Below are 21582 nucleotides of genomic sequence, written 5' to 3'. Positions count from 1 at the left end.
TATCGCCTTTTTGCGTTGTTTTGTGCGTGTTCAGCCCAGCATGCGCCAATAGGGCATGGCAATGCAGGCGACAAATGCGCCGGCCAGGACAATGCGGATGGCCATGACCAGAACCATATCTTTGAAGTTGATGTACCCGGTGCTGAAAAAGTATAGGTACAGAGCGTATTCATAGGGGAAAATGAGGTTGTCCAGGCCGTACTGGAACGAGAAGTACAGCAGGCGCGGATCAATGCCCATCTGCATGCCCAGTTCGGCTATGGGCGTGGACAGCGTGGAGGTGGCCGCCAGCGGCGTGAGCAGGAAGTTAACGGCAACGCCTACGGCATAGGAGCAGACTCCTGCCAGGGTCGTTCCCGTTTCGCTGAACAGGGGCAACACCAGTCCAGCCAGCCAGTGCGTCACTTTGAGGTAGCCCCCGGCTGCGCCGATGGCCATGCAGCCCATGACGAAGAACAGTGGGGCAAAGTTGACCGAGGCCAAGCGCTTGCCGTCCATAAGGCTGACGCCGGGCAGAAAGGACGCCGACATGATGAGCACCAGCACCGTGCCTGCGCTGAGGTGGTGGAGCTTGTCTGTAGCGAGCAGCACCAGGGTAAGGCAAAGCAGGATGAGGGCGCGCTTTTGCTCGTCGGTCATGGCGCCCAGTTCTGCATGCTGCTTGCAGACGGTGGCCTGCAGCTTTTCCCGGTTGACGGAAGTGCGCAGCACCAGCAGCACAATGCCCAGGGACATGGCCGTATAAAGCATGGCCGGGGGAAAGTTGAATTTGGCGTATTCCATCCAGCTGGTCTGGGTGCCGAGCACCTTGTCCACCAGGCCCATGCCCATGACCAGGTCGCCTGCGCCAGTCAGGTAGGCCAGCTTGGTGGAGCCCACGGCAATGCAGGTGCCCAGCACGACGGCTGTGGCTTCGCGGCTTTTGGGCTTGAAGTCCAGGGCGTCGCACAGGGCCAGGGCCACGGCGCAGAGGATGGCGGCCTTGCCCATAATGGAGGGCACCAGCGGGGACAGGATGGCCGCGCCGATGGTGATGCCCGCCAGGGCCCCGGCAAAGCTGCCGCCGGTGAGTTTGACGCAGGTCAGGGCAATGCGCTTGCCGAGACCCGTCACCTGAATGATTTTGCCGAGCGTGAAGCCGCCGATGACGATAATGCCCACATCGGAAAGCCAGGGGGCGAATACCACCTTCTGCGAAACGCCGCACAACAGGGTATAGAGGATGGGCAGCAACACGCCCACGGCGACATCGTTCATCGTGTCCAGCGCCCAGGCGCAGACAGCCCACAGGGTTACGGCCAGAAAAGCCAGCATGGGCGGCGTAAGGCTGCCGCCGTGCGGCAGCAGGAAGTACACGCCCAGGGGCAATGCCAGGGAAAAAGCCCACTTGGCGAGCACCCCGGGGGTCAGATCCGAAGTTTTTAGCAACATACGGCAGGTCTCCTGCGGATGGATGGGGGGGAATGCCCCCGCCCGGCGACAGCGGACGGGAGCATATGGAGGGGTTAGTCCTTGGGATCTTCCACGGAAGCCACGCAAAGGGCGTTGCTGCCCTCATAGGGCTGGCAGCCTTCCACACTTACTTCCTTGGCCCTGTCGCCGGCAGCGGCGGCGCCGGGCACGCGGAAGGTGGTCACATCCAGAGGCGCAATGGGGGTTTCTGCCGGTTTCTGCACTTGCGGCACCCATTCGTAGGGCACGCGGTAGGCCCGGTAGGTCATGTTCATGGGCACATGCTTGCCCCAGTAAGGCGAAATGAATTCCCAAACGATTTCGTGCTCCGGCGTTACTTCAAACACGCGACCGTCGGAGCCTTCGGTGATCAGGGTGTTGCCGTTGGGCAGACGCTGCATGCCGCTGATGAAGGGGCTGTAAAAGCGGTTGCTGTCCATGGGTTCCAGGAAGCCGGCTTCCTTGGGCGTGTACTGCCACACAATTTTGAGGCTGACGGGGTCTATCTCAAGCACGCGGGAGTGGTCGCGCAGAGCAGCCTTGACGCCTGTGGGCGCGCCGGGATTGGGCACGTCGTAGCCGGCCCAGCCGCCGTTGTCGAAAACCAGGATATTGCCCGCGCCGGGCAGGCCATGGGGCACCATGTGCGCGTGGTGTTGGCCGATGATCCAGCCGATGGCCTTGAGTTCGGGCGTGGCGTCATAGTCCGGCCCGATTTTCCAGGTAATTTTCCCGGTTTTTTTGCTGATGATGAAGATAATGTTGGTTTCACGGCCGTCCACAATGATGTTGTCGGGGTGGAAGCGTTCGTCACCGGCGTCGTACCATTTGTTGGGGCCCAGCACAGACATGGAGTTGATGTGCATCCAGTCGCCCATACCTTCGGGTTGGGTGGGGCGGTAGTTGGGGTTGCGGCAGAGGGTGTTTTTGGGGCCTTCGCGGAAGCCCATTTCGGCAAAATGTTCATGGCACGACCATTCCCAGAGGATATCGCCGTTCCAGTCCACTTCCAGGATCAGGTCGTCCAGCAGCTGTTTGTCGCTGATTGCGCTATTGCGCACATTGCGGTGGGCAAGGATCAGGGTTTTGCCCTCAAGCGCCTTGGGTTCCATGCCTGGGGCAAAGTAGCCCACGGGGTTGCCTTCACGCTGGAAGTCATGGTGATAGCGGGCGATCCAGCGGCCGGGAAACCCGGGGTCTTCAATGAATTCGTTCTGGTCAAATTTCCAGACAATATTGCCGTCCCAATCCACCTGGACAACATCAAGACCATCCTGCACACTGTATTTACCGCTGCGGCGGCCTCGGCTTGTGACAAGATAGCCGCCTGGAAGAATTTTGTTAGGCATACCGTGTACGCCTTTCCAGACGTTTATCTCGCGCCCGTTCATATCCATAAGCACAGCGCCGAGCTCCTGAGCCTGAAAAATGGTATAGCCACTCCAGCATTTTTCCGGTTTGAAAAGCGTTACACCAGTTGGATAGATTGTCGGATGACCCATATTCAACTCCTTATGTTTTCTGTTGGTGACGCAATTGCGGATGTCGTCCCCAAAAAAATTTTATTGGAATGGTAACTAGTTGGAAAATAGTTACTTTCATCCCACGATTAAAGCATATGCCGTTCTGGTTGTTTTGCGTGTTCCCATTGCAACATTTTTCACATTCTGTTTCCTTTAGGATTATGGTCATCAGAAAAACCATGGAGGATTATGCTATGCGAGAAAATTCCGAACACGGTTATTCGCGCGGTATGGCCTTCAAAGAAATGAATAATATGAATACCCCCTGGCGTGAGGTGCTGCACTTGGGGAAACGGGTGGTCTGGTCCAAGGGGCACTGCGTGCAGTTTGGGCGCGCCCTGTACTTTCTGGAACGCGGCAAGGTGCGCCTGACGCACCAGAACCTTGAGGGGGTAGAAAAAATCCTCTGGTACATTCGGGGGGGCTGCCTGTTTGGCGAAACGCCTTTTTTCGACCCCATGCCGGCAGAAAGCTATTTTTCTTGCGTAACAGACTGTATAGCCTACGAATTTACTCAGGAAGCCCTGAAGGAGATCAACACGGCCCGGCCTGATCTCATCATCAATCTGCTGGAATCCATGTCGAGGAAATTGAGGATACTGTCCAACCAGGCGTCATCGCTTTATCTGGACAATGTGCTGGTGCGTACATGCAAGTTCCTGGCCCAGCGGCTGCAACCGGGCAGTGATCCGCTCAAGGCGGAACTGGGCATGTCGCGACAGGAGATGGCCTCCTTGCTCGGCGTGCACCGCATCTCGCTGTACAAGGTGCTGCGCCAGCAGGAGGAGAACGGAATGTTTGGCCCGTTTACCAGGGACAACATCACCATTCTGCAGCCGGAGGTATTTTTCAAACTTGTGGAGAGCTGAATGGCAGAAGAAGGGAAAGGATGGGCGGCGCAGCCCGCATTGAGCGATGCGCCTTGCGCTAGGCGTCGTTGAACCGGGTGGCTATTGCTTCAAACTTGTCCTGAATGGCCAGAAAGGCTTTGACCACATCAGGGTCAAACTGGCTGCCGCTGCCGTCCTGGATAATGGCGGCCGCCGTTGGGTGGGGCATGGGCGCCTTGTAGACGCGCTTGCTGCGCAGGGCGTCGTAAACGTCCGCCAGGCTCATGAGCCGGGCGGAAAGGGGGATTTCTTCTCCCTTGAGCCCGCGCGGATAGCCCCGGCCGTCCCAGCGTTCGTGGTGGCAGTAGGCAATATCGCTGGCCACGCGCAAAAAGGAGTTTTCTCCCAGCATTTGATCGGCGGCGGAAAGCACGGCCCAGCCGTGTACGGTATGGGCTTTCATGGCTTCATATTCTTCATCGGTAAGGGGGCCCGGCTTGTGCAGTATGGTGTCGGCAATGGCCACCTTGCCCACGTCGTGCAGCGGAGCTGAAAGATACAGCCAGAAGATGGCGTCGGCATCCAGCTGCGCCGCATAGTCGGGCAGGCCGGACATGTGTTTGGCCAGGGCCTTGACGTAGTTCTGCGTGCGGCGGATGTGCGCGCCCGTTTCGGTATCGCGCCATTCGGCCAGGCTTGCCATAGCAATAATGGTGGCTTCTTGCGTCAGAGAAAGCTGGCGGGTGCGTTCGCGCACCAGATCATTGAGGTGGTCGCGGTAGCGTTTGTATCTGAGCTGATTGGCCACCCGGTTGCGTACCAGAGAGGCTCGGAACGGCTTGATAACATAGTCCTGCGCGCCCAGTGAAAGGCCCGTGGCCTCGTCCGTTTCTTCGTTCTGGGCGGTGATGAACATGATGGGGATGTCGCGGGTTACGGCGTCTTCTTTGAGGCGGCGGCAGACCTCATAGCCGTCCATGCCGGGCATGATCACGTCCAGCAGGATGAGGTCCGGCGGCTGACGGCGGGCCAGGCGCAGGGCGTCCGGCCCGTTTTTGGCGAACATGATGGTATAGTCGTCGCGCAGGCTTTCACTGAGGATGCGCAGGTTTTCCGGTGCGTCGTCTACCAGAAGCACGCGGCAGTGTTGGTTGTCCAGGTCGGGCTTCATGGTCGTCCCCGCAGCAGTGCGGGCAAACGCGCGGCCAGATGCGCCCCCAGGCCCTGCACTAGGCGGCTTTCAGCGGCGGCCAGGGCCGCGTAGTCCTCGCGCATTGCTGCGCCTTTGCCGTGCACGGCTTCCTCTGCCGTGTAGAGGCCCCGGTCCAGCACGGCGTCCTGCCGGTCCCGCAGCGTCCAGCGCGCTTCCAGTACGGCCGTGCCTGTAAGGCTGCCGTCCAGGCGCTGCAGGTCCAGCTGCAGAAGATAGTCGCTTTTGTCCTCATCGGCCGGGGCCAGCACGGTGACGCCCGCAGCCAGCAAGGCCGGGGCCAGAACGCCCTGCACGCTGCGGCGCACGCTGGCCTGCAGGGATTCGGCCCACAGGTGGAACTGGGCCACAGTAACCTGCGTGCCGGGCCCACGGGTGACCATGCCGTTGCGGTCCAGATATTCGGGCAGCGCCACGGGGGCCAGGCGCAGGGTGCGGGCGGGCAGGGCCTCTGCACCGGTGGACACGGGGGCGGCCTCCAGCAGGTAGTAGTTGGTGGGGGCGCTGCGTCCGCAGGCGCAGAGCAGCAGCGCCATGAGCGCAAGGGGCAGAAGGCGGGGCATCAGTGTCTCCCTTGCCTGCCTTTGAGCAGGGCTTCAGGGTTGCGTTCCAGCATATCGGCCAGGGTGCGCAGGGCACGCGCGGCGTCCGAGCCTTCCTTGAGCATACGGCGCAGGTCGGCCATGGCGGGCGAATCCCGCCCCAGCACGCCCTGGGCCGAGGCCGTGGCGGCGCGCAGCTGCTGGGCGGCCACGGCCATGTTTTCCATCGCTTGACGGAAGGCAAGCAGGGTGGTGGGCAGTTCGCGTTCCACTGCGCCACTGGCCGTATCCATATTTTGCATAATCTGTTCCGCGTGCAGGCGCATGGGGCTTGTACGCAGCAGATCGCGCATCTCTTCAAAGGTATCGGCAAAAGCCGTCAGTCCCCGTTCCAGGCGGTTCTGCTCCAGGGCATTGGCCAGATTTTGCAGGACAGTGTTCAGCGAGGCGGCCATGCGCTCCAGAGGCAGGCGCTGGATGGTGCTCTGGAGCGTATCCATAGGCGATGGAATGGTGGGGATTTCATCCTCCGGCGTGGAAGAGCGGAAATTGGCCGGGCTGCCGGGGTAAAAATCCAGCTCAATGCGATATTGCCCGGTAATGAGGCTCTGCAGTTGCAGCCGCGCCCGCATGCCCCGCTGCACCATGCGGCGGATGATTTCCTCATGAAAGCCTTCCCCCGGCGCACTGGCGTTTTTGGCCAACACAAAACTGCGTTCGTCGATACGGATGTAGACCGGGATGGTGACGTTGGAATCACGCGCATTGGCCACTAGGTTGATGCGCGTGACGCTGCCCATGGGCACGCCGCGAAAAACCACGGGGGCGCCTGTGGAAAGGCCGCTCACCGAACCATCGAAATAGAGCACGTATTCCATGTCGTTGCTGAACAGGCGGCTGCCGCCCAGCCAGAGAATGCTCAGCACAAACAGGGTAAGCGCGCAGAGCACAAAGGCGCCTACGGCGGTTTTGGAAACGGGCTTGCTCATGAGGCTGTATCCTTATCCTTTGTCGAGACGACTCCGGCGTCTTCCGGGTCTGCGGCGCGGGGCGCGCCCCTGGTCAGAAACAGCCGGGCGCTTTCCGCAGTGGTTGGGTTCTGCGCCAACAGGTCAGGGCGGCCCTGCGCGGCCACCACCCTGGTCTGGGCGTCCAGAAAAATGCTGTTGCTGGCGATGGCAAAAATGCTGGCCAGCTCGTGCGAAACAATGACAAAGGTGGCCCCCAGGCTGTCCCGCAGCTCCAGGATAAGGTCGTCCAGCAGGCGGGAGCTCACGGGGTCCAGCCCGGCGGAGGGTTCGTCAAGAAACAGAATGGCCGGGTCCAGGGCCAGAGCCCTGGCCAGCCCCGCCCGTTTGCGCATGCCGCCGCTGATTTCCGAGGGGTAGTAGTCCTCAAAGCCGGCCAGACCGGTCAGGGCCAGTTTAAGGGCGGCCTGCTCCCGGATTTCTTCCGGGCCCAGGCTGGTGTACTGCTGCAAGGGCAGGCCCACATTCTCCGCCAGCGTCATGGAACTCCACAGCGCGCCGCCCTGAAACAGCACGCCCGTGTGGCGCATGATGCGGCGGCGTTCTGCCTCCGTACCGTTCCAGAAATCTGTGCCGCTGTACAGCACTTGTCCCGTCTGCGGGCGTTTCAGGCCCATGAGGGCGCGCAGCAGGGTGCTTTTGCCGCAGCCCGAACCGCCCATGATAAAAAAAATATCCCCGGTGCGTACGTCAAAGCTCACGTCCCGCATGAGCACAAAGGAGCCGTAGCCCACGGTGAGATCGCGCACGCGGATGCGGACGTCCTGGGGTGCAGCGGCGGAAGCGGCGGGAAGAGGCGCGTTCATGGTTCAGACCTGCAGAACGTTGCAGATGACGGTAATAATGGATGTGGCCACGATAATGCCCACAATGGCGTGCACCACGGCCGTGGTGGTGGCCCGACCCACGGCCTGGGCGCTGCGCCCGCAGCGCAGCCCCTGGTAGCAGCCCGCCAGGGCCACGATGACGCCAAACACCGTGCCGTAGACCAAGCCGATAAGCACATGTTTGAAGGGCACCATCTGCACGGTGGCGTTGGCGTATTCCATAGAATTCAGGTTCAGCATGAGGGTGCCCACCACAAAGCCGCCCAACACGCCCATGAGGTCGGCATAGATGGTCAGCAGCGGGATCATCAGAGTCAGGGCCAGCACCCGGGGCAGGACCAGAAAATCCACCGGCGAAATGCCCAGAGCGGAAAGGGCGTCCACTTCCTCATTGACCTGCATGGTGCCGATCAGGGCCGCGTAGGCCGCGCCCACCCGACCGGACATGACCACCCCCACCATAATGGCCCCCATGACCCGCAGCATGCCAATGCCCACCAGCCCCGCCACATAGATCTGCGCGCCGAACTGGGTCAGCTGCACCGCGCCCACAAAGGCCAGGATCAGGCCAAACAGCAGGCTGGTCAGAGAAATAATGGGCAGGGCCAGCACGCCGCATTCGTACATGGCCGTGAGCATATCCTGCGCGCGCATATTGGCCCGGCCCACGCAAAGCCGCCCCAGCGCCAGGGTTACATCGCCAAGAAAATCAAGAAAATCCCGCACTTTTGGCGGCAGGCCCAAGGCCCGGCCGCCCAGTTCGGCCAGCAGGCCAGGGCGTTGCGTGGTTTTGCCTGCGCCTTCCTTGGCGGGCACGGCAAAGGCCAGGCGCAGCAGTCGTTCCAGGCCGTCGGGCAGCTCCGTGCGCACCATGAGCTTTCGGGCGTGGGCTGTCTTGAGCAGCTGCACAAGAAAGACCAGCAGGCTGCTGTCCCACGGGCCCAAGGCTTCGCTGGTCACCTCCAGCTGGGCCACGCGCGGGTCTGCGGCCTGCCGCAGGGCGTTTTGGGCGTCCGGAGGCCAAGGGGCCTCCATGTCCCAGCGGCCGCCCACGCGGACGCAAAGCAGAGGCCCCTGCAGGGCGGCGGTTACTTGCGCACTTGTTTCCATCTCTATAGTATATGCGTCGGACTGCATCTTCGCAAGGGGCCTGTCCCCGCGCGCCGCGCCTCCTGTCACCTTCAGCACCCGCGAGTTGTCATGTCGCTTAAAAGCCGCCTCAATCTTGCCGCGGAGCCCGTTTTTCTTATGGACGGCACCGCATTCATTTATCGGGGATTTTTCGCCAACCGCAATATGCAGCGTTCCGACGGCTTCCCCACCAACGCGCTGGTGGTGGTCACCCGCGTGCTGCTGCGGATACTGCGGGAGGAACGCCCCCGGCATTTCCTTTTTGTGCAGGACGGCAAGGGCAAGAACTTCCGGCACGACATCTATCCGCTCTACAAGGCTAACCGCGAGGCCACGCCTGAAGATCTCGTCCGCCAGCTGGAGCCCATTGCCCGGATGGTGCGGGCCCTGGGCATTCCCCGCGAAGTTTCCGAGGGCTGCGAGGCCGACGACTGCATAGCCTCGTTGGCGGCGCGCCTTTCCGGTAAGCGGCCTGTGGTCATCGTCAGCGGCGACAAGGATCTCAAGCAGTGCCTGGGACCCGATGTATACATGTGGGACCCTGCCTTCCGCGAAGAAAAGCTGCTTTCCGCGGCGACCTTTACCGCCGAAACGGGCTTTGCCCCCGACCAGTGGGCCGACGTGCAGGCCCTGGTGGGCGACACCAGCGACAACATCCCTGGCGTGCCCGGCATCGGCCCCAAGACGGCGCAAAAAATCTTTGAAATCTGCCCCAGCCTGGAGGACATCCGCGACCACTTCGCCCTGCTGCCGCCCAAGCTGCAGGACAAGCTGCGCGATCATCTGGAGAACATGTTTCTTTGGCGGGAGCTGACCGCCCTGTCGCACGCGGCCTGCCCCCATGTGCGCCTGGAGGACATGCGTGTGCGGCCTTTGGACGCCGCGGCCTGCGCCTCCCTGGCCGAAGAATTTGAGCTGCACGCCCTGCGGCGGGACATGGCCGCGCTGGAGCGCCTGCAGTGGCGGGATGCCGGAGCTCCGGATACGGACGCAGCGGGCGCGTCTTCCCCCTCGGCCGCGCCTGCAGCGGCTGCCGTTTCCAGCGGGGAACCGCCGTCGGCCGCAACCGCCCCATCGGTCCCTCCCCAGGGCGCTGGCCCGCAGATGAGTTTGCTGGAAGTGCTGGAAGAACCCGATCTGCCCCTGGCAGCCAAGGTTGCGGATCTGCCCCCCTGCACCGGGCTGGACGTGGCCTGCATCTGGCCCGGTGGGCCGGACAAGCCGCCCCATGTGGCTGTATGGCACACGGATGCTGCAGGCCGGACTGCGCCCGACGGGGAGGCCTGTTCCTGCACCGAAGTGCGCTGGGGCGGCACCGCCGCGGCCCTTTGCGCCTGGTTGAAAGACGCGCGCCGCCTAGTCCTTGCCGACCTCAAAGGTCTGCTGGTGGGCGAGGCCTGCTGGCAGGGCTTGGCGCAGGACAGGCAACCGCCCTTTTGCTTCGACCTGGGGCTGGCCGCCTACCTCATTAATCCGGAAGAAAGCGACTATGCCTGGCCTCGTCTGGCCGCCTACTGGGGCGCGCCCCTCAGGCGCAGCGGCATGGGGCCGGCGGCCCTGGCCCTGCGTATGGCCGTTGTGCTGGAAGAACGCCTGACGGCCGACGGTCTGCTGCCCCTCTACCGCCGTCTGGAGCTGCCCCTGGCGCCCGTGCTGGCTTCTATGGAAGGCTATGGCGTGGCCATCGACGCGGCGGCCTTTCAGTCCTTTCTGGCCGACGTGCAGGCCGAGCTGGATCGGCTTACGGCAACGGTCTATGCGGCAGCGGGCGTTACCTTTAACATCCGTTCGGCCCAGCAAATGGGCGAGGTGCTCTTCAATACCCTCAAGCTGCCGGCCCCGCGCAAGACGCGCGGCGGACAGGCCTCCACCAGTCAGGAAACCCTGGAAAAACTTGCCGGCCACCACCCGGTGGTAGAGAGCATCCTCCAGTTCCGCAAGCTGGAAAAAATGCGCTCCACCTATCTGGACCCTTTGCCGCGCCTGGTGGACGCCCAGGGCCGCATCCACACCACCTTCAACCAGAAGGCCACGGCCACGGGTCGCCTTTCTTCCAGCAATCCCAATCTGCAGAATATCCCCGTGCGCGGCCCCCTGGGCAAACGCATGCGCGCCTGCTTTATCGCCGGGCCCGGCCGGGCTCTGGTTTCCGCCGACTACTCGCAGGTAGAGCTGCGCGTGCTGGCCCATATGTCTCAGGATACAGCTCTGCTGGAGGCCTTTCGCCAGGGCGAGGATATCCACGCCCGCACTGCCGCCCTCATCTATGACCTGCCCCAGGACCAGATCAGTCCGGACCAGCGCCGTAACGCCAAAACCATCAACTTTGGCCTCATCTATGGCATGGGCGCGCAAAAGCTGGGTCAGGAGCTGAAAATAGGCACGGTCAAGGCCAAAGAATTCATTGCCCGCTACTTTGCCCGCCTTACCGGCCTCAAAGCCTTTTACGAAGAGGTCGAGGCCACGGCCAAACGTCAGGGCTACGTAACCACCCTGGGCGGCCGTCGTCGCCTGTTGCCCGACATCCATTCTCCCAACGGCCAAGCCTATGCTCTGGCCCGCCGACAGGCCATCAACACCGTTATCCAGGGTTCCGCCGCAGACATCATCAAGCTGGCCATGCTGGCCGTGGCCCACGACCCGGATCTGAGCCGTCTGCAGGCCCGCCTTTTGCTGCAGGTTCACGATGAGCTGCTTCTGGAAGTGCCAGAACACGCCGCCCAGGAAACCGGCGCCCGCGTGGCCTCCCTCATGAGCGGCGTGGCTCCCGGCGGGCAGGCTCTTTCCGTGCCTTTGGTTGTGGATTGGGGGGTAGGGCATGATTGGGGCGCCGCCCACTAGGTCGGGCGCGGACAAAGGTCTTTTTGCCCTCCGGCGGCGTCAGCGCGGCTTTTTGCTCCGGTCGAGTACCATAAGAGTACACTCCCTGCGCAAAAAGTCGCGTTTCCTTGCCGGAGAACAAAAATCCTCTTTGTCCGCGCCCGACCAGGTTTGTCGCGAAAGGCAGGAGGTCTTTTTGCCCTCCGGCGGCGTCAGCGCGGCTTTTTGCTCCGGTCGAGTACCATAAGAGTACACTCCCTGCGCAAAAAGTCGCGTTTCCTTTGAAGCCGTCGAGACCGCTTTTGCCCTCTATTTCTTCGCCCATGAACAAGCGCGGTCAGTACCGAGTTACGCAAACAGGGTGCGCTTGTTTTTTTCTCGGTGTGCGCTCCAAAGTCCATGCGTTCTGCGCGTCCTGGTCCTACGGATTGTCGGGGGATCTGCGCGGCATAGAGCTCTGCGGCCCGTCGCCTTGTCCCGGCGGGTTGGGCGAAAGCAGATTCTGGGGCACTTCGCCGGGCCCGGGAATGACCAGCGTTTCCGGATTCATGCTGTACCAGGCGAACCACATGGAATAGACGCCGTAGATCTGCGTCAGGCCCGCACCCAGCATGTTGCCGTCCAGCGCTTTGCCCGTGGCCGGACTCCAGAGGCTGCGTGTGGTCAGATCCTGCAGTTTGCCGTAGCGGGCGATGAACAGGAAAGGATCGTTCCAGACCCGGCGGTTGAATACCCGCACCACGCCCAGTTTGCCGTCATAGGCGGCCAGCAGGGCGTGGGGCCCTACAAAAAAATTTACCGCGCCCTTCTTTTTGACATACTTGATGTCAATAGCCACTAAAGACCCCTCATACTCTAGGCAGAGCATGGGGGTTTTGTGGGGAAAGCGCCGGTCCAGCCGCAGCACGGGGTAAATGAGCCGGTCGTTCTGGTAATAGGTGTCCGTGCGCGCGTAACTGCCGTAGGGGTCGCGCCCATAGGCCCTGTTGCCGGGAGGCCTGGCCAGCACCTTGGCCTTGGGATAGACGCTTTTGGCTGCGCCCCAGGTGGTCCAGAAAACGGGCAATTGCGGCAGGCCCCGGCCCAGCAACGGGCCGTCAAAAGCCATTCCCGTTTCCTGCAGCCACAGACTGCCGGAATTGCGGTCCACCAGCACGCTGTTGCCGTCGTAAAGGCGGCCTTCGGGGTCGAAAATAAGGTTCAGGCCGCCCATAGAAGCGTCGTAGGCCATGAGTGTGCCCGTAATGGGGCAGTAGGTGACGGCATAGGCATTGTCGTCCACCACCTCGTTGACCACCTGGTGCCAGGCCATGATGCTTTGCGGATAGATGCGCGGCCCATCGGGCAGCTGGACCACAAACACCACATCGTCACCGCTCAGGCTCAGGTCCGCATCGGATACACGGTCATAACGGGGACGGTAGAGGGAGGGGATTTCGCCGTATTTGATGCCCGTTGCCACCAGCTTGCCGGTGATGGCGGCCAGGTCTTGCAGGCTGCGCGGGCGTGCCCCCACCCCCGGCGCAACGGCGGCCAGCAGAAGCAGGGCGGCCAACAGCGGCCGCCAGAGCGCCCGGAAGCGGGCTTTCACCGCGCCCCCCCGCAGGGGACGGGTTTTTTGTTCCCGTTTATAGCGGGCAGATATTCGCAAAAAATATAGTCCCGCAGGGCCTGGGGCCAGGGGCGGGGTTTTTTGCCCAAAAAGGCGGCGAGTTTGCCCGTGTCCAGCACGGAAAATTCCGGTCGGCGGGCTTTTTGCGGATACTGCGCCGAATCGATGGGCATAACCCGGCAGGGCGCCGCCGCCAGCGCAACGGCCTCACAGGCCAGGTCGCACCAGCTGGCCTGACCGCTGTTGGCCGCGTGCCATAGCCCGGTGGCCTGTTTTTGGGCCAGGGCCAGACTCCATTGGGCCAGGTCCAGGCTGTAGGTGGGCGAACCTGTCTGGTCGTGCACCACGGTAATGGCGTCGCGCCGTCGGCAGGCCGCCAGGATGGTGTCCACAAAATTTTTGCGCCCTGGACCGAAAAGCCAGGCCGTACGCAGCACGCAGGCGCGCTCAGGCAGCACCCGCAGCACGGCCTGTTCGCCCTCCAGCTTGGTGCAGCCGTACACTGAAGATGGATGGGGCGGGTCTTCTTCCTTCCACGGGGTTTCGCCCGTGCCGGAAAAGACGAAATCGGTGCTGAAGTGTACCAGGTGACCATTGCCCAGCGATTTGAGCACCCGCGCCAGGGCGTCAGGCAGCGTGCGGTTGAGCAAACAGGCTTCCTCGGCGTGGTCCTCGGCGTCGTCCACGGCAGTCCAGGCTACGGCGTTAAAGACCACATCCGCTCCGGCCGCGGCCACGCGATCTTCCAGAAAGTTCAGATTCAGCAGGTTGCCGTCCCCGCGTCCCAGGGTGGCTGCCTGCCAGCCGTTTTGACGCAGCACGCGTACCAGCGCCTGGCCCAGCAGACCGGTAGCGCCCCCCAAAACCAGCGCTTTTGGCATTGATATATTCCTCCGGCGGCCCTTGCCGCGCACCAAGAGTATCTTGGCGGGGCAGGGAACGCATGCGGCACTGTATCCTTGCGAGGGGGCAAGGGTCAACACAAGGCCCTTCGCGGGCTTCACTTCTGTTTCTGGCCGCCGCAGCCCTTCTGTCCGGCTTGCTTCCGTCCCGCAACTGACGTACACATGTTGTCCATGAAGCGCGCTATCCTGCTGGTGGCCTTTGGCGCGAGCAGCGCCCAGGGGCAGAACGCCCTCAAGAGCTTTGACGCCCTTGTGCGGCAGCGCTATCCCGGCGTTCCCGTGCGTTGGGCTTTCACCTCGCTGCTCTTGCGCGAGCGCTTGGCCCAGGCCCGGCAAAAAAGCGATTCCGTGCTCAAGGCTCTGAGCCGGCTGGGCTTTGAACGCTTCACCCATGTGGCCGTGCAGCCCTTGCAGACTATTCCGGGCAGTGAGCACGAGCAGGTCTGCGCCGCCGTGGCCGAAGTGGCCGCCCGACAAGGCCTCTCCTGCCGGGTGGGCACGCCCCTTCTGCAGAACCCTGAGGACGTGCAGGAGACCGCCCGTGCCCTGGTGCGGCATCTGCCGGCGGAACGCATGCCCGACGAGGATGTGGTCTGCATGGGGCACGGCGCGCGCCACGCGGCCGTGGGCCGTTATGCCGATCTGGCTGCGGCCGTGCGTGCTTTGGATCCCCGTGTGCACGTGGGCACCATGAACGGCGCAGTGCTGCTGGAAGACATCCTGCCCCGGCTCACGTCCCCTGCGGTCTGGCTTTTGCCGTTGCTTTCGGTGGTGGGCCGGCACGCCCTGCGCGATATGGCCGGCACGCAGCCCCAGTCCTGGCGCAGCCGGATTGAGGAGCGCGGTCGCCGCTGCCGCCCCGTGCTGCTGGGCACGGCGGAATACGACGGTTTTGCCCAACTTTGGCTGCGGCACCTTGAGGCCGTGGCCCAACCCCTGTTCGCGTCTGCGGAATAAACGCTTCTTATATGGAATGCTCCAAAGATCGTTGCGTGAGGTGTGTTGCTATGCGCGGAATGTTGTCGGCCCTGATGCTGGTGGGGCTTCTGTTGGGCGGTTGTGGCTTTTCCGGAGGCGAAAGCGCCCCACGCGGCGCGGTGAATCTGCCTTCGGAAGTCCACAGCGGCAATGCCAACCTGTTTAACCCCTATTTGCGACAAAGCCTGCCCAATCTGCGGGCCGGTTCGCCGGAAGCGCTGGCCATGATCAACCAGATGGGCGGCACGGTCACCAGCATTGAAGGTGAAGCCGCCTATCGGCCCCAGTGGAAAGCAGAAATCTACCCTGTGGTTTTTGGCGATCCCAAAGCCCCGCACGAAATCCTGGTGCTCCTGGATTTTGCCGCGTCCGAGAGCGCCAAGCTCTGGCACGCCGTAAGCGAAGCCAGCCGCTCCCTTGCACCCGCCCAGTGCAAGATCGTCGTTTTTGCCAACAGCCATGAATACTACGGCACGGACCTTATGGGCATGGCCATCTGGATAGCCCACAACCGTCCGGGCCAGGCCATGTCCTACCTGACCTACGCCCTGGACCGCTGGAACAGCGTCAAGGCTGCGCAAAAAAAGGCCCATGGCAAGGCCGTGCCCTTTAATAACGAATATGACGCCACCGTGCAGTCTGCGGACTACCCCATTCACTATAGCTATATGGCCCGCCTGCGGCCCCCTGTGTCGGCCAACCAGGAGCTGGCCGTGGCCAAATACTGCTACAACGCGGGCAATGTGAACCTCTACCAGGCCCAGCAGATCAGCCAGTTCTACGGCGTCAAACGCTTGCCCGCCGTGGTGGTGGACGGCAGCCCCCTCAGTTCCGCTTCCAGTGGGGCCATTTTGAAGGCTTTGCAGTAGAAGTTTTTTTGTAAAGATTTTTTTACAGAACAGAAGCCCTTTGAGAAGCATCTTCTCAAAGGGCTTCTGTTCTGTGGTACGTTGTTCTGTAAAAATCCTCTGCGCGGTGCGGAACTGCGCTGGCGTAGTGTGTCGGCAATGCCCAGGACTTTTCGCACTTTGTGCAGCCGCAAAAGTGAGTTGCAGGCGTTTTTTGCCCCGGAGCGTTACTACGCGGCTGGGTTTGGAAACCGGAAAAACTCCAGCGGCGGCACGGCGGGGATAAGCCCGGCCTGGGCCAGTTTGTTGTAGAACAAGCGCAAGCCCTGCAGTTCTTCTTTGCCTAAGCTGTAGACCAGACCTTTCCGGTAGTAAAAGTCCAGTTCTTCGCGTGAGAGGGGGCAGCCGTGGGCCGTGAGGTCCAGAATCACGTCCATGTGTTCAAGGCCCCAGTCCCGCCCCCGGCGCAGCAGCGCCCCCGGGTCGTCGTGAAAAAGGCCCGCTTCCGCCGCCGCGCGGCTCACCACCCACAGGCCAAAAATAAAAGGCAGCCCTGTCCAGTCGCGCCAGGCTTCGGCCAGGTCCAGGCGGTAGGGGTAGTCTTTATGGTTGCGCAGGCGCAAGGCCTCGTCGCCAATAGCCAGAAAGGCCACGGGCGGGGTGGGGGAGTTAACGGCCGGGGTCACCTGCCCGGTCCGATACGTGACGTCGCAGTGGTAACGGTCGCGCAGGAGCAGGCGCAGCAGGGCTACGGAAGTGTGGGTCTCGCCGCTGATGAGGATTTCTGTGCCCTGCAGTTCTTCCACGGGGCGGCGCGAGAGCAGCAGCACGCTCATGACCGGCCCGCGCGAGCCAATGGAAAGGTCTTCCACCAGAAAATAGCGTTCCGGGCGGCAGGCGTATTCAAAGCAGGAGCAGGAAGAAACGTGCAGCTCGCCCCGCGCCATCATGGTGTTGAGCAAGGCCGGCGGGCCGGAAACCAGCTCGTAGTCGTGGGGCAGAATGCCCGCCTCCAGCGGGTGGTAGATGGGCAATACATTGAGATAGCCAATGCGGCCCATGCGCAGTACGCGGTGCTGCGCTGGGCGGGAAGCGGGGGGGATGTTCATGGCGCGCCTTCTCTGGATGGTTGGGCAGGGGGCAAAACCGGGGCTCAGGCGGCAAAAGGCCGGGGAGAGGTCCGCCTGGGGGCAGGCCCCTCCCCGTATAGGGCAGAATTTCGTTCCTATGCCACCGGCTGCGGGTCCACGGGGGTATAGTCCATGGTGCGCTGCACGGGCGTGAAGCCCGCGGCGCGGATAACCTTGTGGATATCCCGCCGACTCATGTGGTAGGACACGCCCGCGGCGGCCACCACGTTTTCTTCGATCATCAGGGAGCCGAAATCGTTGGCCCCGTAGAACAATGCCAGTTGCGCCACCTGCGGCCCCATGGTCACCCAGGAGGCCTGGATGTTGGGCACGTTGTCCAGTGCCAGGCGGGAGACGGCCAGCAGGCGCAGATAGGCTGGAGCCGGCAGCGGGTCCACGGCGATGCGGGTGTGCGCGGGCTGGAAGGTCCAGGGGATGAAGGCCGTAAAGCCGTGGGTGCGGTCCTGCAGGGCGCGCACGGCAAACAGGTGGTCCAGACGCTGGCCGGGTTCTTCTTCGTGGCCGAACATCATGGTGGCCGTGGTGCGCAGGCCCTCGTGGTGGGCGGCTTCCATCACGTCCAGCCACTGTTCTGCCGTGCATTTGTTGGGTGAAACCCTGGCGCGCACAGCGGTATGCAGTATCTCGGCCCCGCCGCCAGGCAGGGAGTGCAGGCCGGCGGCCTTGAGGCGGCGCAGCACCGTGGGCACGCTCAGGCCGAATTTCTGCGACCAGAAAAAAATTTCCGGCGGGGAAAAGGCGTGGATGTGCAGCTGCGGCCAGTTGGAGCGCAGCCAACGCAGCAGGTCTTCGTACCACTCCAGGGGCAAATCGGGGTGGTGACCGCCCTGAAGCAGAATCTGCGTGCCGCCCAGGCGCAGGGTTTCTTCCACTTTCTGCGCCATTTCCTCCCGGCTGATGACGTAGCCTTCCGGGTTTTCCGGCGGACGAAAAAAAGCGCAGAAACGGCAGCCGCACACGCAGATGTTGGAGTAGTTGATGTTGCGGTCGCCCACATAGGTGACCACGGGCTCCGGGTGCAGGCGCAGGCGCATCTGGTGGGCCAGACCGGCCAGGGTGGGCAGGCTGGCCTTATAGTACAGGGCTTCGGCGTCCCGGCGGTCCAGGCGTTGGCCGGCGGCGGCTTTAGCCGCCGCTTCCCGCAGGTCGGCAAAGGCGGGGCCGGATTCTTCAAAAGGACTGTGGGCGGGCAGAAAACTGGTCACGGGCGCGCCTCCGTGCTGGCGGTCTCGGAAAGGGTGGTGAATGTGGCATTGCGCCGTACAGGCGTAAAACCGGAGCGCAGGATCATCTGTTCCAGCTCATGGATGGTCAGGCCCTGGGCCGAAGACGCCCCAGCCATGTGACCGATGCGCTCTTCAATAATGGTGCCGTCCAGGTCGTCAGCCCCATACCACAGGGCTACTGGGGCCAGTTTGGGGCCCATCATGATCCAGTAGGCCTTGATGTGGGGGATGTTGTCCAGCAGCAAGCGGGAAACGGCCACAGTACGCAGCTGGTCCAGGCCGCGCTGGGGGCCTACTTTGTCTTCCGGCAGTTTGAGGCGGCTGTTCTCCGTCAGAAAGGGCAAGGGGATAAAACAGGTAAAGCCACCGGTTTTGTCCTGCTGGTCCCGCAGGCGGCAGAGGTGATCCACGCGCTGCTCGTAGCTTTCCAGGTGGCCGAAGAGCATGGTGCAGTTGGTCTGGATGCCCAGACTGTGCGCCTCGCCCGAAACGCGCAGCCATGCGGTTGCATCGGCCTTATGCGGACAGATGCGGGCGCGCAGTTCTTCATCAAAAATTTCTGCGCCGCCGCCGGGCATCATGACCAGGCCCGCCTGTTGCAGGCGCTCCAGCACGGTGCGGGTGCTTACGCCCTCCAGTCGGGAAAAATGCTCAATTTCCACCGGAGTGAAGGCCTTGATAGGCAAATGGGGGTGTGCGGCGCGTACGCGGCGCAGCAGCTCTTCAAACCAGGACAGGGGCAGGTCGGGGTGACAGCCGCCCACGATGTGCAGTTCGTCCAGGCGCAGGGCGGAGGCCTCGGCCGCACGCAGGCGGGTCAGGATGTCTTCGTGGCTCAGGACAAACGCGCCGGGGTCGTCCGCGTGGTCGCGCCGGAAGGCGCAGAACACGCAGCCGTTGACGCAGACGTTGGTATAGTTGATCTGGCGGTTAACGACATAAAAGGCCCGGTGCCCGTGACGGCGGCAACGGGCGTGCAGGGCCAGCGCGCCCACGGCCGTGAGGTCGGGGCAACGGAACAGGGCGAGCCCTTCTTCGGGCTCCAGGCGGCGGCCTTCCAGCACCTTATCATAGATGGACGAAAGGCCGAGGTCAGCGTAATATGCTGCGTCTAGCATGGTCAGGCATCCTGTGCGTAGGGGGACGGTGAAACTTTTTAAGATTAATCCCGGCCGCTACGTGCTGTCAACGTGAGGTAATAATGTCTGTTTCCGATCCGCAAACACTGCGTCTTGGTTTTTCTCCTTGCCCCAACGACACGTTCATTTTTCATGCGCTGCTGCACGGTGGGGTGCCCGCGCCGCTGCCCCTGCAGCCGCATATTGCCGATGTGGAAGAGCTGAATACCCTGGCCCGCCAGGGAGCCTTGGACGTGACAAAAGTATCCCTGGGCGTGGTGCCGTGGATTATGGAAAACTACGCCCTGCTGTCGGCGGGCGCGGCTCTGGGCTGGGGCTGCGGCCCACTGGTGGTGGCGCGCGAGGGCATGCCCCCCGCGGCTTGGCGCACGGCCAGCCTGGCTGTGCCCGGCGCCATGACCACGGCCAACCTGCTGTTGACTTTGCACGGCGGTTTTCATGGCTCGCGCCGGGCCATGCTGTTCAGCGAGGTCATGCCCGCTGTGGCAAGGGGCGAAGCGGACATGGGCCTGGTCATCCACGAAGGGCGCTTTACCTATGAGCGACTGGGTTTGGTCAAGGTGCTGGACCTGGGCCAGTGGTGGGAAAAAGAATACCATTTGCCTCTGCCTTTGGGGGCCATTGCCGTGCGCAGGGATCTGCCGCACCCCGTGGCGCTGGCCCTGCAGGAAGCCATTGCCGCCAGTCTGGCCCGCGCCCAGGCCGCCCCTGAAGCCACGCGGGAATTTGTACGGGCGCACGCCCAGGAAATGGAGCAGGCCGTCACCGAGGCGCACATCAAGACCTTTGTGACCGAATTCAGTCTTGATCTGGGTACGGCCGGGCGCGCCGCCATCAACAATCTGGTGGGCCGCGCCGCTGTGCTCCAGGGCAAGCGTTTACCTGCGGACGGACTGTTCTTACCAGAGGAATAATAAGGGATTACATGCAGTTTTTTTCCTGGGTGGAGGCCCGCCGCCTTTACGCCATCGGGCTGCCCATTTTTGTGGCCCAGATGGCCCAGACGGGCATGGCTTTTGTGGATACGGCCCTGGCCGGCCAATACAGCGCCGAACACATGGCCGCCGTGGCCGTGGCCGGGTCTGTGTGGCAACCTGTGGCCCTGCTGGGCATTGGCTGTCTGCTGTCGCTTTCGCCCCTGAGTGCTCAGGCCGTGGGCAGCGGACAACCGGACAGGGCGGCGCACCTGCTGCGGCAGGGGTTGTGGCTGACGCTTGGCCTGAGCCTGGTGCTCATGAGCTTTTTTTACACGGTTTCCTGGCAGATGGAGTCTTTTGGCCTTGCGCCGCATCTGGCGGCCATTTCCGGCGGATTTCTGCGGGCCATGCTCTGGGGCCTGCCGGGCTTTCTGCTTTTTGTGAACCAGCGCGGTTTTCTGGAGGGCTTTGCCCGCACCCGTCCGGCTATGATTATCGGGGTGCTGGGGCTGGTGATCAACGTGCCTTTCAACTATGTGTTCATTTACGGTAAGCTGGGCATGCCCGAGCTGGGCGGTGTGGGCTGCGGCGTGGCCTCGGCGGTGAGCTTCTGGTTCATGGCCCTGTGCATGTTTCTGCACCTGCGTTTTTCTCGGCAGTACGCCTCCATGCGGCCTCTGTTCCGGCCACTGTGGCGTGGCCCGGAGCGTTTTGACGGTGTGCTGGTGCTGCGGGTGCTGCGCATCGGGCTGCCCGGCGCGCTGGCCCTGTTTTTTGAAGTGGCGCTGTTTGCCCTGAGCGCCATTTTGCTGGCCCCGCTGGGCACGGTCATGGTGGCCGGGCATCAGATAGCCCTTAATTTTGGGGCCCTGGTCTTTATGGTACCGCTTTCCATCAGCATGACGGCCACCATCCGCGTGGGGGCCTGCCTGGGCGCGGCGCAGGTGGACAGGGCCAAACTGGTGGCCCGTACGGCCTTGAGCCTCAGCGTGATCTTTGCCCTCTGCATAGCCCTGCTTACGGTGCTGCTGCGGCGGCAGATTGTGGGCATTTATACGGAAGACGCCGCCGTGGCGGCCCTGGCCGCCCATCTGCTGCTTTTCGGAGCCGCCTACCAGGTGCTGGATGGCCTACAGGCCACGGGCATCGGCATTTTGCGCGGACACAACGACACGCGCATTATTTCCGTCATCTGCTTTATGGCCTATGCGCTGATCGGTCTGCCTCTGGGCTATGTGCTGGGACGCACCGACCTGCTGACCCCGGCTCTGGGCGCCGTGGGCTTCTGGATTGCCTACATTGTGGCCCTGGGCTTTGGCGCAGTGTGCTATCTGCTGCGGTTGCGCTATCTTTACGCGCTGCCGGCCCAAAGCCTGTTGACGCGCGTGCGGCGGTGATCTGCTCTGTGGCTCTGGCGGCTGGCGTTTGCCGTGCGGCGCAGGG

18 protein-coding genes are annotated in these 21582 nt (G+C 62.7%); 6 read left to right on the top strand and 12 right to left on the bottom strand.

The window, feature by feature from the left end:
* Positions 1-30: 30 nt before the first annotated feature.
* Complete coding sequence (locus J7I12_RS03890; protein ID WP_118230646.1) at positions 31-1431, bottom strand: SLC13 family permease; 1401 nt, start codon at positions 1429-1431, stop codon at positions 31-33.
* Between the two features lie 74 nt (positions 1432-1505).
* Entirely contained in the window at positions 1506-2954 is a 1449-nt protein-coding gene (locus tag J7I12_RS03885; RefSeq protein WP_130957683.1) for an aryl-sulfate sulfotransferase, read from the bottom strand.
* Positions 2955-3169: 215 nt separating this feature from the next.
* Between J7I12_RS03885 and J7I12_RS03880 the strand changes: the two genes are divergently transcribed.
* The gene (locus J7I12_RS03880) at positions 3170-3844 is read left to right on the top strand and encodes a Crp/Fnr family transcriptional regulator (RefSeq protein ID WP_118230644.1); all 675 of its coding nucleotides are present in this window, start codon (positions 3170-3172) and stop codon (positions 3842-3844) included.
* 58 nt (positions 3845-3902) lie between these two features.
* On the opposite strand, the gene J7I12_RS03875 is transcribed toward J7I12_RS03880, so the two are convergent.
* Genes J7I12_RS03875 through J7I12_RS03855 form a run of 5 tightly spaced genes read right to left on the bottom strand, consistent with a single transcriptional unit; the run spans position 3903 to position 8549 of the window.
* Positions 3903-4976, bottom strand: coding sequence for an HD domain-containing phosphohydrolase (locus tag J7I12_RS03875; protein ID WP_130957684.1), 1074 nt, complete (start codon positions 4974-4976; stop codon positions 3903-3905).
* Positions 4973-5578: a PqiC family protein gene (locus J7I12_RS03870; RefSeq protein WP_118230642.1), complete on the bottom strand. Its 606-nt coding sequence runs from the start codon at positions 5576-5578 to the stop codon at positions 4973-4975. The genes J7I12_RS03875 and J7I12_RS03870 overlap by 4 nt, the downstream gene beginning before the upstream one ends.
* Positions 5578-6546 carry an MlaD family protein gene (locus J7I12_RS03865; protein WP_118230641.1) on the bottom strand — a complete coding sequence of 323 codons (969 nt, stop codon included), beginning with the start codon at positions 6544-6546 and terminating at the stop codon, positions 5578-5580. Before J7I12_RS03865 ends, J7I12_RS03870 begins: the two co-directional genes overlap by 1 nt.
* Positions 6543-7391, bottom strand: a complete 849-nt coding sequence (locus tag J7I12_RS03860) for an ABC transporter ATP-binding protein (protein ID WP_118230640.1) — start codon at positions 7389-7391, stop codon at positions 6543-6545. The genes J7I12_RS03865 and J7I12_RS03860 overlap by 4 nt, the downstream gene beginning before the upstream one ends.
* A 3-nt stretch (positions 7392-7394) precedes the next feature.
* Positions 7395-8549, bottom strand: a complete 1155-nt coding sequence (locus J7I12_RS03855; RefSeq protein WP_302413447.1) for an MlaE family ABC transporter permease — start codon at positions 8547-8549, stop codon at positions 7395-7397.
* Positions 8550-8612: 63 nt separating this feature from the next.
* Here J7I12_RS03855 and polA point away from each other — a divergent pair, with 63 nt between their 5' ends.
* Positions 8613-11384, top strand: coding sequence for a DNA polymerase I (gene polA, locus J7I12_RS03850; RefSeq protein ID WP_130957685.1), 2772 nt, complete (start codon positions 8613-8615; stop codon positions 11382-11384).
* A 400-nt stretch (positions 11385-11784) separates the two neighbouring features.
* Here the strand turns inward: polA and J7I12_RS03845 are convergent, their stop codons facing one another.
* Both J7I12_RS03845 and rfbD read right to left on the bottom strand, forming a co-directional pair.
* Positions 11785-12954 carry a DUF3179 domain-containing protein gene (locus J7I12_RS03845; protein ID WP_302548856.1) on the bottom strand — a complete coding sequence of 390 codons (1170 nt, stop codon included), beginning with the start codon at positions 12952-12954 and terminating at the stop codon, positions 11785-11787.
* Positions 12951-13856 carry a dTDP-4-dehydrorhamnose reductase gene (gene rfbD, locus J7I12_RS03840; RefSeq protein WP_118230638.1) on the bottom strand — a complete coding sequence of 302 codons (906 nt, stop codon included), beginning with the start codon at positions 13854-13856 and terminating at the stop codon, positions 12951-12953. Before rfbD ends, J7I12_RS03845 begins: the two co-directional genes overlap by 4 nt.
* A gap of 195 nt (positions 13857-14051) precedes the next feature.
* Between rfbD and J7I12_RS03835 the strand changes: the two genes are divergently transcribed.
* The gene (locus J7I12_RS03835; protein ID WP_302548858.1) at positions 14052-14837 is read left to right on the top strand and encodes a sirohydrochlorin cobaltochelatase; all 786 of its coding nucleotides are present in this window, start codon (positions 14052-14054) and stop codon (positions 14835-14837) included.
* 50 nt (positions 14838-14887) lie between these two features.
* Positions 14888-15727: a hypothetical protein gene (locus J7I12_RS03830; protein WP_302548859.1), complete on the top strand. Its 840-nt coding sequence runs from the start codon at positions 14888-14890 to the stop codon at positions 15725-15727.
* 209 nt (positions 15728-15936) lie between these two features.
* Here the strand turns inward: J7I12_RS03830 and J7I12_RS03825 are convergent, their stop codons facing one another.
* From J7I12_RS03825 to mqnE, 3 genes are all read right to left on the bottom strand, one after another.
* Positions 15937-16815 (bottom strand): menaquinone biosynthetic enzyme MqnA/MqnD family protein, encoded by an 879-nt coding sequence (locus tag J7I12_RS03825; protein ID WP_118230636.1) that lies wholly within the window; start codon positions 16813-16815, stop codon positions 15937-15939.
* Between the two features lie 116 nt (positions 16816-16931).
* Positions 16932-18062: a cyclic dehypoxanthinyl futalosine synthase gene (gene mqnC / locus J7I12_RS03820; protein ID WP_118230635.1), complete on the bottom strand. Its 1131-nt coding sequence runs from the start codon at positions 18060-18062 to the stop codon at positions 16932-16934.
* Positions 18059-19201 (bottom strand): aminofutalosine synthase MqnE, encoded by a 1143-nt coding sequence (gene mqnE / locus J7I12_RS03815; RefSeq protein WP_288907848.1) that lies wholly within the window; start codon positions 19199-19201, stop codon positions 18059-18061. Before mqnE ends, mqnC begins: the two co-directional genes overlap by 4 nt.
* 83 nt (positions 19202-19284) lie before the next feature.
* On the opposite strand from mqnE, the gene J7I12_RS03810 reads away from it, so the two are divergent.
* Both J7I12_RS03810 and J7I12_RS03805 read left to right on the top strand, forming a co-directional pair.
* Positions 19285-20136 carry a 1,4-dihydroxy-6-naphtoate synthase gene (locus J7I12_RS03810; protein ID WP_302548868.1) on the top strand — a complete coding sequence of 284 codons (852 nt, stop codon included), beginning with the start codon at positions 19285-19287 and terminating at the stop codon, positions 20134-20136.
* An 11-nt stretch (positions 20137-20147) separates the two neighbouring features.
* The gene (locus J7I12_RS03805; protein ID WP_118230632.1) at positions 20148-21536 is read left to right on the top strand and encodes an MATE family efflux transporter; all 1389 of its coding nucleotides are present in this window, start codon (positions 20148-20150) and stop codon (positions 21534-21536) included.
* The last annotated feature ends 46 nt before the right edge of the window (positions 21537-21582 follow it).

The sequence above is a fragment of the Desulfovibrio diazotrophicus genome (genome assembly GCF_902498985.2).
GTDB lineage: Bacteria > Desulfobacterota > Desulfovibrionia > Desulfovibrionales > Desulfovibrionaceae > Desulfovibrio > Desulfovibrio legallii.
Note: the sequence above shows the minus strand (reverse complement) of the source record. Positions and strands in the feature narration are given on the sequence as shown.